The sequence below is a fragment of the Bacillus sp. FSL K6-3431 genome (genome assembly GCF_038002605.1).
GTDB lineage: Bacteria > Bacillota > Bacilli > Bacillales > Bacillaceae_C > Lederbergia.
The window spans coordinates 3468183-3483093 of record NZ_JBBOCT010000001.1 but is presented as its reverse complement, the minus strand read 5'-3'; the positions used below and the strand labels follow the sequence as shown (position 1 = coordinate 3483093).

The following is a 14911-nucleotide window of genomic DNA, read 5'->3' as shown; positions in this document are numbered from 1 at the left end:
CATCGATTTAATTCATATTTGATTAAGTCCTCGATCGATTAGTATCCGTCAGCTCCATGTGTCACCACACTTCCACACCGGACCTATCAACCTGATCATCTTTCAGGGATCTTACTAGCTTGCGCTATGGGAAATCTCATCTTGAGGGGGGCTTCATGCTTAGATGCTTTCAGCACTTATCCCTGCCGCACATAGCTACCCAGCGATGCTCCTGGCGGAACAACTGGTACACCAGCGGTGCGTCCATCCCGGTCCTCTCGTACTAAGGACAGCTCCTCTCAAATTTCCTGCGCCCACGACGGATAGGGACCGAACTGTCTCACGACGTTCTGAACCCAGCTCGCGTACCGCTTTAATGGGCGAACAGCCCAACCCTTGGGACCGACTACAGCCCCAGGATGCGATGAGCCGACATCGAGGTGCCAAACCTCCCCGTCGATGTGAACTCTTGGGGGAGATAAGCCTGTTATCCCCGGGGTAGCTTTTATCCGTTGAGCGATGGCCCTTCCATGCGGAACCACCGGATCACTAAGCCCGACTTTCGTCCCTGCTCGACTTGTAGGTCTCGCAGTCAAGCTCCCTTGTGCCTTTACACTCTGCGAATGATTTCCAACCATTCTGAGGGAACCTTTGGGCGCCTCCGTTACTCTTTAGGAGGCGACCGCCCCAGTCAAACTGCCTGCCAGACACTGTCTCCCAGCCGGATCACGGCTGCGGGTTAGAATGTCAGTACAGCAAGGGTAGTATCCCACCAGTGCCTCCACCGAAGCTAGCGCTCCGGTTTCTACGGCTCCTACCTATCCTGTACAAGCTGCACCAACATTCAATATCAGGCTGCAGTAAAGCTCCACGGGGTCTTTCCGTCCTGTCGCGGGTAACCTGCATCTTCACAGGTACTATAATTTCACCGAGTCTCTCGTTGAGACAGTGCCCAGATCGTTGCGCCTTTCGTGCGGGTCGGAACTTACCCGACAAGGAATTTCGCTACCTTAGGACCGTTATAGTTACGGCCGCCGTTTACTGGGGCTTCAATTCGCACCTTCGACCGAAGTCTAAGCGCTCCTCTTAACCTTCCAGCACCGGGCAGGCGTCAGCCCCTATACTTCGCCTTGCGGCTTCGCAGAGACCTGTGTTTTTGCTAAACAGTCGCCTGGGCCTATTCACTGCGGCTCATCTGGGCTATTCACCCAAATGAGCACCCCTTCTCCCGAAGTTACGGGGTGATTTTGCCGAGTTCCTTAACGAGAGTTCTCTCGATCACCTTAGGATTCTCTCCTCGCCTACCTGTGTCGGTTTGCGGTACGGGCACCTATTTCCTCGCTAGAGGCTTTTCTTGGCAGTGTGGAATCAGGAACTTCGGTACTAAATTTCCCTCGCCATCACAGCTCAGCCTTAGAGTGAAGGATTTACCTCCACTCCAGCCTACCTGCTTGGACGCGCATATCCAGCAGCGCGCTTACCTTATCCTCCTGCGTCCCCCCATTACTCAAACGGAAATAAGGTGGTACAGGAATATCAACCTGTTATCCATCGCCTACGCCTTTCGGCCTCGGCTTAGGCCCCGACTAACCCTGAGCGGACGAGCCTTCCTCAGGAAACCTTGGGCATTCGGTGGAAGGGATTCTCACCCTTCTTTCGCTACTCATACCGGCATTCTCACTTCTAAGCGCTCCACTAGTCCTTCCGGTCTAGCTTCACAGCCCTTAGAACGCTCTCCTACCATTGACACCAGAGGTGTCAATCCGCAGCTTCGGTGATACGTTTAGCCCCGGTACATTTTCGGCGCAGAGTCACTCGACCAGTGAGCTATTACGCACTCTTTAAATGATGGCTGCTTCTGAGCCAACATCCTGGTTGTCTAAGCAACTCCACATCCTTTTCCACTTAACGTATACTTTGGGACCTTAGCTGGCGGTCTGGGTTGTTTCCCTCTCGACTACGGATCTTATCACTCGCAGTCTGACTCCCATGGATAAGTCTTTGGCATTCGGAGTTTGTCTGAATTCGGTAACCCGTTGAGGGCCCCTAGTCCAAACAGTGCTCTACCTCCAAGACTCTAACCATGAGGCTAGCCCTAAAGCTATTTCGGAGAGAACCAGCTATCTCCAGGTTCGATTGGAATTTCACCGCTACCCACACCTCATCCCCGCACTTTTCAACGTACGTGGGTTCGGGCCTCCAGTAAGTGTTACCTTACCTTCACCCTGGACATGGGTAGATCACCTGGTTTCGGGTCTACGACCTCATACTTATTCGCCCTATTCAGACTCGCTTTCGCTGCGGCTCCGTCTCTTCAACTTAACCTTGCATGAAATCGTAACTCGCCGGTTCATTCTACAAAAGGCACGCCATCACGCATTAACGCGCTCTGACTACTTGTAGGCACATGGTTTCAGGATCTATTTCACTCCCCTTCCGGGGTGCTTTTCACCTTTCCCTCACGGTACTGGTTCACTATCGGTCACTAGGGAGTATTTAGCCTTGGGAGATGGTCCTCCCAGATTCCGACGGGATTTCTCGTGTCCCGCCGTACTCAGGATCCACTCTGGAGGGAACGAAGTTTCGATTACAGGGCTGTTACCTTCTCTGGCGGGCCTTTCCAGGCCTCTTCGTCTACCCCGTTCCTTTGTAACTCCGTATAGAGTGTCCTACAACCCCAAGAGGCAAGCCTCTTGGTTTGGGCTTTTCCCGTTTCGCTCGCCGCTACTCAGGGAATCGATGTTTCTTTCTCTTCCTCCGGGTACTTAGATGTTTCAGTTCCCCGGGTCTGCCTTCTATTTCCTATGTATTCAGAAATAGATACTACTCCATTACGAGCAGTGGGTTTCCCCATTCGGAAATCTTCGGATATAACGCTTGCTTACAGCTCCCCGAAGCATATCGGTGTTAGTCCCGTCCTTCATCGGCTCCTAGTGCCAAGGCATCCACCATGCGCCCTTTCTAACTTAATCATTTGGTCCATGATAAGCGATGCATTGCTGCGTCAGCTTCTCATTGCCTGATCATAAAAAAGGTCATACATACTTACGGATACAATCCATAAGGTGATGTTTCTCGGTTTATTGCTTCTCATTTTATCTGGTTTTCAAAGAACGAATAATAAGAGAGTTTAACCTCTCAAAACTGAACGAAACAAAAACGTCTGTTTATGTTGGCACCGCGGCCAACAGTTTCCTTAGAAAGGAGGTGATCCAGCCGCACCTTCCGATACGGCTACCTTGTTACGACTTCACCCCAATCATCTGTCCCACCTTCGGCGGCTGGCTCCCGTAAGGGTTACCCCACCGACTTCGGGTGTTACAAACTCTCGTGGTGTGACGGGCGGTGTGTACAAGGCCCGGGAACGTATTCACCGTGGCATGCTGATCCACGATTACTAGCGATTCCGGCTTCATGCAGGCGAGTTGCAGCCTGCAATCCGAACTGAGAATGGTTTTATGGGATTAGCTAAACCTCGCGGTCTTGCAACCCTTTGTACCATCCATTGTAGCACGTGTGTAGCCCAGGTCATAAGGGGCATGATGATTTGACGTCATCCCCACCTTCCTCCGGTTTGTCACCGGCAGTCACCTTAGAGTGCCCAACTGAATGCTGGCAACTAAGATTAAGGGTTGCGCTCGTTGCGGGACTTAACCCAACATCTCACGACACGAGCTGACGACAACCATGCACCACCTGTCACTCTGTCCCCCGAAGGGGAAATCCCTATCTCTAGGGTGGTCAGAGGATGTCAAGACCTGGTAAGGTTCTTCGCGTTGCTTCGAATTAAACCACATGCTCCACCGCTTGTGCGGGCCCCCGTCAATTCCTTTGAGTTTCAGCCTTGCGGCCGTACTCCCCAGGCGGAGTGCTTAATGCGTTAACTGCAGCACTAAAGGGCGGAAACCCTCTAACACTTAGCACTCATCGTTTACGGCGTGGACTACCAGGGTATCTAATCCTGTTTGCTCCCCACGCTTTCGCGCCTCAGCGTCAGTTACAGACCAAAGAGCCGCCTTCGCCACTGGTGTTCCTCCACATCTCTACGCATTTCACCGCTACACGTGGAATTCCGCTCTTCTCTTCTGCACTCAAGTCCCCCAGTTTCCAATGACCTTCCACGGTTGAGCCGTGGGCTTTCACATCAGACTTAAAGGACCGCCTGCGCGCGCTTTACGCCCAATAATTCCGGACAACGCTTGCCACCTACGTATTACCGCGGCTGCTGGCACGTAGTTAGCCGTGGCTTTCTGGTCAGGTACCGTCAAGGTACCGGCAGTTACTCCGATACTTGTTCTTCCCTGACAACAGAGTTTTACGATCCGAAAACCTTCATCACTCACGCGGCGTTGCTCCGTCAGACTTTCGTCCATTGCGGAAGATTCCCTACTGCTGCCTCCCGTAGGAGTCTGGGCCGTGTCTCAGTCCCAGTGTGGCCGATCACCCTCTCAGGTCGGCTACGCATCGTTGCCTTGGTGAGCCGTTATCTCACCAACTAGCTAATGCGCCGCGGGCCCATCTGTAAGTGATAGCCGGAGCCATCTTTCAACCTTCCTCCATGAGAAGAAAGAAATTATCCGGTATTAGCTCCGGTTTCCCGAAGTTATCCCAGTCTTACAGGCAGGTTGCCCACGTGTTACTCACCCGTCCGCCGCTAACTTCCGGGAGCAAGCTCCCTTCCATTCGCTCGACTTGCATGTATTAGGCACGCCGCCAGCGTTCGTCCTGAGCCAGGATCAAACTCTCGTTAAAGTGTTTGTAGCTCATTTGCTGGTCTTACATGTATTACTTTTTGACGTTTTGTTTCGTTCAGTTTTCAAAGATCAAACTTGTTCGCTAGTTTCTGACAGCGACTTAACCATCATAACTCATTGTCACTGAGTTAGTCAAGAGTTTTTTAAAATTTATTTTTTATTCTTGCGATCTCTGCGACTTTCGTTTGCAGCGACGTTTATTAATATAACAAGGTTTTTATATAGTGTCAATCCTTTTTCAAAAAAAGTTTAATTTTTATTATCCATTCGACTTCTTACCTCGTAATATATAGTTCATGCATTCATATTCAGACGCAACTCGTTTAAAGAGATTGAATAAAGTTTTATATCTTACTTCCATTGACTTGATTATTGTCTGTTCCATTCTGGGATCATTTATATCAAAAAGAATCTCATCCATTTCTCTTTTAAGTAAATAAACAATTTCTTCTTTTTCATCATTAGTAATCAATATCCCTATCATATACACACTCCTAAAATTTTACGTATACATAGGTATTTCCAATAAATAATAATTTATGACAATATTTTCATCTATTTCCTAAGTTAATTTTAGAAACCCCCTCACTATTTTATCTCTTATCACTTTCCACACTCATATATAGAAGAATAAGAAGCATAGAATAATACGGACAGGCAAATATGGAGGGGTGTATATGGATTTTTTTATAACACTAAATGCTAAAAGAATAAAACAAGGAATGTTTGTTGTTATTATTTCACTTTTTACTGCTTTGCTCTTTTACTCCCAGTCCACCGTCCATATTCCGGTTTTTGGTACGAAAGATGGACCAAAAGCAATTTATAAAGGGGAAAAAGGAATTGCACTCACATTTAATATTGGTTGGGGTGATGTGCAGGCGGAACCGATTCTTGACGTTTTAGAAAAACAAGAAATTAGGTCCGTCACATTTTTTCTATCAGGTGCTTGGGCTGAAAGACATCCGCAGACAGTGAAAAGGATAAAAGAAATGGGGTTTGAGATCGGTAGCCTTGGTTATGCCTATGAAGATTATACAGACTTAGAAGATACCAAAGTAAGACGTGATATCACAAAAGGACTTGAGGCGCTCAATAAACTCGATATCAATGATATTACATTGCTTCGATCACCAACTGGTCACTTTGATAAACGAACGTTATCTATTGCAGAAAGTATAGGATTAACAGTTGTACATTGGAGTCTAAATTCCCAAGATTGGAAGAATCCAGGTGTTGAAGCAATTACAAAACAAGTTGAAAAGGCAAAAAGTGGGGATATCATCTTAATGCATGCATCTGATTCGGCACTTCAAACAGCTGAAGCACTACCAAAAGTAATTTCACATATTAAAGATAAAGGAGATCCAACAACAGTTACAGGACTAATTGCAAACGGAAAAGTGAAAACAAAGCTTATACCATAAGAAATGTGGAAGAGCCACGTTTGAGGTGAAAACGCCAATGTGCCCCATTTCCTGTAGGTAGATGTGATAATAAAAAAACCAAAAGCGAGCCAATTAATTAGCGGCTCGCTTTTGGTTTTTTACTTTTTACTTTTGGTTCAGCTTTTTTTGGAGCGCGTTTTGCCATTTCTTCCGCAGAAAGTTGATTATACTTTTGTAGCATTAAAATGTGATATGCATTACATGCAATCAAAGGGAAGATCATTAAATAAATCCAGCTTTCATCATTAGGACCTAATACTGGAAGCCACTCCAGGATTGTCACGACTATCATAAAAAACAGCGCAGAAGCAAACGTAGTCCGATTAGTCATTTTGGCTTTTATAAAGGCAACAATCAAACCGGATACCAAAATGAATAGTGCCAGACCCGCATAGGGTAAAATACTTTCTCCTTCTCCTGCAAACTTTTGGAATCGGAAGTAAACTAAATCAAATAAAACGATAATAATAAGTACAATCTGTACGGCACTCCATAAAGATATGGAGCGGAATATCCCGAGCCCGAATTGATGTATGAACAAATATGCAAAAAAGCCAACTTGGCTGACAACAGCGAAGATGAATCCTACACCAACAAGCCAAATAAATGTGGATAGAATCGCGCCCAAGTTTAGTTCCATGAAATAAGGCTGAAACTCATTCCAACGAATAAAAAATCCTAATATCCCTGTAGTCAAACCACCCAACATGAGGGAGTTAAATAAAAACTTAATTAAGTTTCGAATGGTCACTGATTGTTTTCCTCCAATAGTCAAATATCCTAATTAAATCGATTTTATCAATATTAAGAATAAAAATCTATGTCTGTTCCAATTGTGCATAAATTCTTCACAAAGTCCCATATTAAAGGTAAGGAGCACTGCGACATGGAAAGGAGCATTTCCGATGAAAAAAATAGGCTGTTTACTCCTGTTATCAGTTGTTTTTTTACTATCATCCTGTAATGGCAGTGAGTCTGGTGGTGAAAAGCTTGATTACGAACAAACAAAAAAGATGATTGTCGATATATTAAAGACAGATGAAGGAAAAAAGGCAATTAAAGATATTTTAGCTGATCAAGAAATAATGCAGGAAGTTGCTATGGATCAAGCAGTCATTAAGGAAACGATTGAGAAAACACTAACTTCCGAAAAGGGAACTAAATTCTGGAAAAAATCCTTTGAAGATCCAAAATTTGCAGAATCCATCGCTAAAAGTATGAAAAAGGAAAATGAACAACTATTAAAGGGCTTAATGAAGGATCCCGAATATCAAGGGATGATGATCGACCTTTTGAAAGACCCATCCTTAAAAGATGATATTGCAGAATCACTTAAAAGCAAAGAATTTCGCGAGCATCTTCGTAAAGTTGTTACAGAAACTATAGAAAGCCCACTCTATAAAGTAAAGATCCAAGAAATATTATTAAAAGCAGCAGAAGAAATGGAAGGCGGAAAACAAAAAGAAGAATCAGGCGGTACGGAGCAAGGTGGAAAACAAGAGGGAGGATCAGGATCCGGGGGAACCAGTCCTTAATAATAAAAGTTAAGACCGTCATTTTGTATATGACGGTCTTTTTCTTTACTTGTCTAAAATCCTAATAACTTCCTCTGATATTTCTTGATATATCTGTCCAGTTGGATGCTCGGCAGCATACACGGATGGCGCAAAATCATTTTCGTTCCAATCAGGTTGTTGCAATGGGAGTCTACCTAGTAAATCTGTTCTTAACTCTTCAGATAGCTTATCTCCGCCACCTTGACCAAAGACATATTCTTTCTCTCGTGTTAAACGACTTTCAAAGTAGGACATATTCTCAATCACACCAATAATTTCATGGTCCGTCCGGAGTGCCATCGCTCCGGCTCGCGCCGCTACAAAAGCAGCTGTCGGATGTGGCGTCGTAACGATGATCTCTTTACAACTCGGAAGCATCGTATGCACATCAAGTGCCACATCCCCAGTTCCCGGTGGTAAATCAAGCAATAAATAATCTAGTTCTCCCCATTCTACTTCTGAAAAAAAGTTATTTAACATCTTTCCAAGCATTGGCCCACGCCAAATTACTGGGGCGTTATCCTCAACAAAGAAGCCCATCGAGATTACCTTAACTCCAAATCGTTCAACCGGAACAATCTTCGGACCATTTACAACGGGTCTTGATGTGATCCCCATCATATCAGGAACACTAAAACCATAAATATCAGCGTCAATCAATCCGACCTTTTTTCCAAGGCGAGCTAACGAAATGGCTAAGTTAACAGATACAGTTGACTTTCCTACTCCACCTTTTCCACTAGCAATGGCAATAAATTTCACTTTATTATTCGGAGAGAGGAGATTGTTTTCATCTTCCCCTGCAAGGTCACCTGTTGCACGATGTTTTTCCAATTCTTCCTCCGATAATTCAGCAAAGCGGATTCCGACAGTGGCTGCCCCTGCCTCTTTGAGCATCTCCACAATTTTCATTTGTAACTGAAGTTGTTCAGGTGTCCCTGTTTTTGCAAGTGCTATTTTAACGCTTATATGTGATTTCTCTTCTTTTACTTTTACTTCAAGAATTCCATTCGTTTCTTCTAATGTTTTATGTAAGATTGGATCCTTTACATCTTTCAATAACTCAACGGCTTGCTGTTCAGTAACCAATTAATCACACCATCCTTATTATGGTCTCGCTTCTTTTCAAGTATAACATATCGTGCTTTTTTCTAAAGAATATCCGCTTTTAATATGGAAAAACAAAACAGCGACTGATATTTCAGATCGCTGTTTTACTCTTTTACTTTTTCCTCTGTAAAAAATCTGAGTAGTCCTCTGTAAACAGATTCCGCTACTTGTTTTTGATAGTCCTCCTTCAAGAGGGAAGCCCGTTCGGTCGGATTTGATAAAAATCCTATTTCAACCAATACACCTGGTTTCTCAGCATGTTTCAATAAATATATATTTTCGATTGTTTTTGCCTCTCTTGTTGTATTTCCCAGATTTCCTATCAATTCCTCCTGAATAAATTTTGCTGCCCGCTTATTTTCCACCAAATGTGGAGCATAAAAGGTTTGTGCCCCACTCCAACGTGGTGAAGGTATTGAGTTTAAATGTACACTAATAAAAAAGTCAGCTTCTGATTGATTAATCATTTTCAGTCTTGTTTTCAAGTCATCCGTCTTTCGCCTGCTATATCCTCTAATATCCGGATTAGCTAAATCTGTATCCGTTTCTCTTGTCATTAAAACGAGCGCACCTTGTTCCTGCAAATAATCACGAAGTTTGTCCGAGACATTCAATGCAATATCTTTCTCCAAGGCTTTACTGTCTCCCGCACCTCCATCAGGTCCGCCGTGTCCAGGATCAATATAAATAATTTTCCCTGACAGCGGAAGATTCCAAGATCGAAATGTATCTTTTGGAATCATTTGATATTGAAAAAGAAGAAACAGCACCGCTGCTCCAAGTATAAATAAAGTCCACTTTACTTTTCTCCCCATTTCATCTTCCCCTTCATGCATCAGTCATAAAAGGATATGGGACGAGATATAGATTTAGAACTCTCATTTTTCTAATGTAACCGTAATTTATAACGGCGCTTCGCTTTTTCATATCCCTCCTTCCACCAGTAGTCCACAAATTTTTCACAGACTAAAAAAATAGCTTCGTCTTGCAATGTACACCTACCATAATCGAGATACAGCCACAAGTGATATAAGGTTTCTGCGAAATGAGCTAGTTCCTGTTGGCATCGTTTTCTAGTCATTTCCATTGTTTCACCACCAACAATAAACCTGCCATAATCGGCTCCTGTTAAATATGCTTCAATCGCAACATCCAGGCAAGCATCCTCAATTCCTTCATCAAGCAAATCCGATGCAAGTCTTGCTGCATAAAAGTGCAGTAATACACTTTTTTTCAGCGAATGTATGGACAAGTCGCTTAAAAGTTTACGTTCATTTATTAATTGCTTTTCGCGTTTTCTCTCTGTAAAACTTGTTATCACACTCATACCTATTCAGCCTCCATATTGATAGCTTTCAACCAATAAGAAAAACCATGCATATAAAATTTTTAGCATTAATATGAAACATTTTCGCTTGTCAAACGTCTTAACTTAATAAGGATGGTGTTATAATGAAGAAGGTCTTATTCTTTTGTCTACTTCTATTAACTGGTTGTACTAATACAACCCCTAATCTTATGATTGAATGGGTTGATTTTATCCATATAAATGATGAAATATATGAAGTAGCCTACCGGCTAGAAATCGCTGATCCTATATTAATTGGAGGAAAATTGGGGGAGATCACATTTAATATAGCCGATAATATACATGACTCAGAATATCGGTCTAAAAATGGAGATGCCACTTATCTTTTACCAGGCACAGAAGTTTTTAGTGTAAATAATGAAGGTAATCTCGTTGCGATTAAAGATCCAGATACACTTAATGGGTATAAAATCTACACAAAGAAAAATCCCGCAGAACTTAACGATTTTGCAATGTTCGCAAAGAATGACATTATTAAAGCAGATATATTTTTTGAAACTTCCTACAAACAATTTGATTTAAATAGAAGCATCACTGATCATGAACAAATAGAACAAATTATGAACAATTTACAATCGGGACGACCTGGAGCCACTAATGGTTATAATGATAATAATCCACAATTCCAATCATACGCAATCTTATTATATACATCATCATCTGTTGCCAGAAAATATTCGATCTTTTTCGATGGAGAGAGATACTCATGGTCGCCATGGGACAGTGAAGTCTTACCTTCAGAAATAGCGAACTTTTTAAATAGTAATGAACTCGTTCCAGCAAGTTGAAACATCAGAGAATTAGGTTAAAGAAAGTTCAAGAAAAAAAGTTGTGTACTATGCATGCTCAGTCATCGCTTGACGTGGAGGTACTTACCTTTTTAAAAATCAAAAGCTGCAGCGTCTTTGCTGCAGCTTTAATTTATAGTTTTACTCTCTGTAATCTTAATGCATTCAAAACAACTGATACGGAGCTAAATGCCATGGCGGCCCCAGCTAGCCATGGTGCCAAAAATCCTAATGCTGCAATCGGAATGCCGATCGTATTATAAGCAAAGGCCCAAAATAGGTTTTGTTTGATATTACTAATCGTTTTTTTACTCATCAAAATCGCATCAGCAATGCTGGTTAAGTCTCCGCGAATTAACGTAATATCGGCTGCTTCCATCGCCACATCCGTGCCCGTACCAATCGCCATACCGATATCAGCAATGGCAAGAGCTGGAGCATCATTGATCCCGTCCCCGACCATCGCCACTTTCTTCCCTTGTTGCTGTAACTTTTTCACTTCTTCCGCTTTTCCTTCTGGTAATACTTCCGCGATCACATGCTCAATACCCGCTTCTTTCGCAATTGTCTGGGCAGTTTGCTTGTTATCACCAGTGATCATAATAACATCAAGATCCATTTCTTTTAAACGTTTGATTGCTGCTACAGATGTTGTTTTTATTGTATCAGCAACTGCGATCAACCCTGCATATACACTATCTACTGCTACTATCATTGCTGTTTTCCCTTCTCTTTCAAGCAAATTCATCTCATCAAACGCTTGTTTTTCAACATGTATATTATGTTGCTTCATTAAACGTCTAGTTCCAATTAAAACCCTTTTTCCACTAACAATTGCTTGAATCCCAAATCCCGGAACCGCTTCAAATTCGGATACATCCCGCAATACAATATTCTTTTCATTAATTCCCTGAACGATCGCCTGCGCCAGTGGATGTTCTGATCCTTTTTCGGCGGAGCCCACCAAGGATAGAAATTCCCTTTCATGCATTACTGCCGATACATCTGTTAAAACGGGGGTTCCGTTTGTAATTGTTCCAGTTTTATCTAATATAACTGTGTCGATTTGGTGAGTCGTTTCGAGATGCTCGCCACCTTTAAACAAGATACCGTGCTCAGCAGACCGACCTGATCCAGCCATAATAGATGTTGGTGTTGCTAGCCCTAGTGCACAAGGACAGGCAATTACGAGAACAGCAATCATTTTTTCTAACGCCCCAGCAAAATCACCTGGGTCAGCCCATAAATACCAGATGAAAAATGTAATTATCGCAATGCCTACAACAATTGGAACAAAGATTCCCGAAATTAAATCAGCCATGCGCTGAATTGGCGCTTTCGAGCCTTGAGCCTCTTCTACTACTTTTATAATCTGGGCAAGTGCAGTATCCTTACCTACTTTCGTCGCTTCTATTTTAATAAAGCCATTTTTATTGATAGTCGCACCAATTACCGGATCACCTACAGTTTTATCAATTGGGACACTCTCTCCTGTGATCATTGATTCATCAAGAGCGGTTTGACCTTCTGCGATCACTCCATCAACTGGTACCTTTTCACCTGGCTTGACGAGCAGAATCTGTCCCACGATAACATCTTCTAGAGGGATTTCCTTCTCTCGCCCATTTTCTAAAACCATTGCTGTCTTTGCTTGTAATCCCATTAACTTTTTAATCGCTTCTGAAGATCTTCCCTTTGCCTTAGCTTCAAACAATTTTCCGAGAATGATCAATGTGATTAGCACAGCACTTGTTTCAAAGTAGAGCCCGGTTCCATGAACATCTGAGCCGATTGATTGGATAGTCAAATATACACTGTAGAAATAAGCGGCAGATGTTCCAAGTACGACAAGCACATCCATATTGGCGCTTTTATTTCGTAATGCCTTGTATGCTCCAACATAAAATTGCCTGCCAATATAAAATTGCACCGGTGTTGCTAAAGCCATTTGCACCCATGGATTCATTAAACCACTTGGTACATACATAAAAGATGTAAAGCTAAAATGCGCAAACATTGTCCAAAGTAGTGGCAGTGAGAAAACCAAAGAAAGTATAAACTTCCTTTTCTGATTTTGAATCTCTTTCAAACGATAGTCAGTAGTTTCCTTTTCATCCCCATCTCTTTTCACTGTAGCGCCGTATCCAAGACCCTCTACTTTATTCGTTAAATCCTTCGGAGAAATTGCAGAAGGATTATACTCAACCGTCGCTTTCTCCAAAGCTAGATTGACTGATGCCTTTGTTACACCCGCCATTTTATTAAGGCCTTTTTCTATTCTTGTTGAACAAGCAGCACATGTCATACCGGTTAATAATAACTCTGTCTTTTCTGTTATTACATCATAGCCAAGATCCCTAATTTTCTCCTGAATAGCTTCGGGATTCAATGTGGCATCATATTGTATAGTCGCTTTTTCCAGTGCCAGATTTACATTCGCCTGCTCCACTCCTTCCATTTTATTCAGACCCTTCTCAATCCTTGTCGAACAGGCGGCACATGTCATACCAGTTATTTGGAATTGACTTTCTAATAGTTTCTTTTCACTCATTATAAAAACTCCTTATACCTACATGGGGTATATTATTTTGAAAAATAAAATGTGCTATAACTAAGCACATTTCCATTTATTTTACGTCATAGCCTTGGTCAACAATCTTTTCTTTAATAGCATCAACACCAACTTCACCCTTATTGAACGCCACATCTACTAAGCCATTTTCTAGATTTACTTTTACACTAGAAACACCTTGTAATTTACTTACACTATCTTCGATTGATTTCACACAATGACCACAAGACATACCTTCTACATTCAATGTTACTGTTTGCATATTTATTAACCCCTTTATTTTTTCATTAACTTTTGAATAGTAACCAACACTTCATCTAATACTTCCATGTCGCCTTCCTGAATTCTTTCCGCAACACACTGTTTCATATGGCCTTCAAGCAAAATTCTGCCTACACTATTTAACGCTGACTGCGTAGCTGAAATTTGTGTAATCACATCATCACAATACGTATCACGTTCAATCAAACCCTTTATACCGCGAATCTGACCTTCAATTCGGTTCAGCCTCGTCACGAGGTTCTTCTTCACCTGATCTGAATGATGGCTTTTTCGATTAGAGGAAGTTTCACAACTAGACTCGTCATTAATTAGATTTTTATCAAATTCTATCGCCAATTAATTCCCCTCCTACAATTTAATAGTACCATACCTCCGTATGGTATACAATAACAAATAAAAAAATTTCAAAAGGATTTTCTTCCCCCTTATCTCTCTATGTAAAAAAAGCCTCTGGCGGGATTCGAACCCGCTCTCGTTTCCTAAGCATAGGCTAAGGGAGAACACGCTTCCCTACGGGTTTTCACCGACAGGAATTCCACCTGTCTCAGCTAATTTGCTTTTCGGTGCTTCTGAAACCTTTGCCTTGCGACCCGGTGGCTACAATGTTTTCCGGCGCTCTTCCCTTCTGGAGCTACAGAGGCATTTACTATCCTTACTTAGTATATCGTAAAACCGGAAAATATATTAGCTGAAATTTCCCATTAGAAACCGTTTCAAAAGATAATTTCAATTGTAATTAATATTTTCTCGGGTATTTCTTCGTCTTCAAGAAATAGTTATTCTTTAACACATGTTTACCTTTTCAACTCCTTTTGTTTCCGGGAAAACGTACATTACCGGGGAAAAGGTATTAAGAATCATTGGTTTCCATCCATGGTTTTCTCATCGAGCTCACTAATTTTCCCATTAGGATATTCTTTTACAAGTCCATTTTCTGTTTCATAAACTACACTATATGGGTCATTAACTTTTGCATCAATTTTCGCGCGTTAACCAGTCATCCTAGCCCATTCTCAACCAAAGCAAATTTTCTTTCTCTCAACTCTTTGTTTT

11 protein-coding genes and 2 rRNA genes are annotated in these 14911 nt (G+C 42.3%); 3 read left to right on the top strand and 10 right to left on the bottom strand.

Features of this window, described 5'->3' with window-relative positions:
- Positions 1-18: 18 nt before the first annotated feature.
- The 3 genes from MHB53_RS16915 to MHB53_RS16905 all read right to left on the bottom strand — a co-directional run bounded on the left by MHB53_RS16915 (position 19) and on the right by MHB53_RS16905 (position 5217).
- A 23S ribosomal RNA gene (locus MHB53_RS16915) occupies positions 19-2951 on the bottom strand.
- Between the two features lie 228 nt (positions 2952-3179).
- Positions 3180-4731: ribosomal RNA gene (locus MHB53_RS16910) — 16S ribosomal RNA — on the bottom strand.
- Together the 16S and 23S rRNA genes form the textbook arrangement of a ribosomal RNA operon.
- A gap of 261 nt (positions 4732-4992) precedes the next feature.
- Complete coding sequence (locus MHB53_RS16905; RefSeq protein WP_340920527.1) at positions 4993-5217, bottom strand: hypothetical protein; 225 nt, start codon at positions 5215-5217, stop codon at positions 4993-4995.
- 193 nt (positions 5218-5410) lie between these two features.
- Between MHB53_RS16905 and MHB53_RS16900 the strand changes: the two genes are divergently transcribed.
- Entirely contained in the window at positions 5411-6160 is a 750-nt protein-coding gene (locus MHB53_RS16900; RefSeq protein WP_340920525.1) for a polysaccharide deacetylase family protein, read from the top strand.
- A 97-nt stretch (positions 6161-6257) separates the two neighbouring features.
- On the opposite strand, the gene MHB53_RS16895 is transcribed toward MHB53_RS16900, so the two are convergent.
- The gene (locus tag MHB53_RS16895) at positions 6258-6932 is read right to left on the bottom strand and encodes a KinB-signaling pathway activation protein (RefSeq protein WP_340920522.1); all 675 of its coding nucleotides are present in this window, start codon (positions 6930-6932) and stop codon (positions 6258-6260) included.
- 154 nt (positions 6933-7086) lie between these two features.
- On the opposite strand from MHB53_RS16895, the gene gerD reads away from it, so the two are divergent.
- The gene (gene gerD / locus MHB53_RS16890; RefSeq protein WP_340920521.1) at positions 7087-7716 is read left to right on the top strand and encodes a spore germination lipoprotein GerD; all 630 of its coding nucleotides are present in this window, start codon (positions 7087-7089) and stop codon (positions 7714-7716) included.
- Between the two features lie 45 nt (positions 7717-7761).
- Here gerD and MHB53_RS16885 read toward each other — a convergent pair whose 3' ends face one another.
- From MHB53_RS16885 to MHB53_RS16875, 3 genes are all read right to left on the bottom strand, one after another.
- Positions 7762-8826, bottom strand: coding sequence for a P-loop NTPase (locus MHB53_RS16885; RefSeq protein ID WP_340920518.1), 1065 nt, complete (start codon positions 8824-8826; stop codon positions 7762-7764).
- Between the two features lie 125 nt (positions 8827-8951).
- On the bottom strand, positions 8952-9662 hold the full coding sequence (gene cwlD / locus MHB53_RS16880) for an N-acetylmuramoyl-L-alanine amidase CwlD (RefSeq protein WP_340920515.1): 711 nt from the start codon (positions 9660-9662) through the stop codon (positions 8952-8954).
- Positions 9663-9733: 71 nt separating this feature from the next.
- A complete protein-coding gene (locus tag MHB53_RS16875; RefSeq protein WP_340920512.1) occupies positions 9734-10174 on the bottom strand; it encodes a DUF2521 family protein in 441 nt (146 codons plus the stop codon).
- 125 nt (positions 10175-10299) lie between these two features.
- Here MHB53_RS16875 and MHB53_RS16870 point away from each other — a divergent pair, with 125 nt between their 5' ends.
- Positions 10300-11004 (top strand): hypothetical protein, encoded by a 705-nt coding sequence (locus MHB53_RS16870; protein ID WP_340920509.1) that lies wholly within the window; start codon positions 10300-10302, stop codon positions 11002-11004.
- Positions 11005-11137: 133 nt separating this feature from the next.
- Here MHB53_RS16870 and MHB53_RS16865 read toward each other — a convergent pair whose 3' ends face one another.
- The 3 genes from MHB53_RS16865 to MHB53_RS16855 form a co-directional block, all read right to left on the bottom strand.
- Positions 11138-13555 carry a heavy metal translocating P-type ATPase gene (locus tag MHB53_RS16865; RefSeq protein WP_340920506.1) on the bottom strand — a complete coding sequence of 806 codons (2418 nt, stop codon included), beginning with the start codon at positions 13553-13555 and terminating at the stop codon, positions 11138-11140.
- Positions 13556-13631: 76 nt separating this feature from the next.
- Positions 13632-13838, bottom strand: a complete 207-nt coding sequence (copZ, locus tag MHB53_RS16860) for a copper chaperone CopZ (protein ID WP_340920504.1) — start codon at positions 13836-13838, stop codon at positions 13632-13634.
- Positions 13839-13852: 14 nt separating this feature from the next.
- Positions 13853-14194 carry a metal-sensitive transcriptional regulator gene (locus MHB53_RS16855; protein ID WP_340920501.1) on the bottom strand — a complete coding sequence of 114 codons (342 nt, stop codon included), beginning with the start codon at positions 14192-14194 and terminating at the stop codon, positions 13853-13855.
- Positions 14195-14911 lie beyond the last annotated feature (717 nt).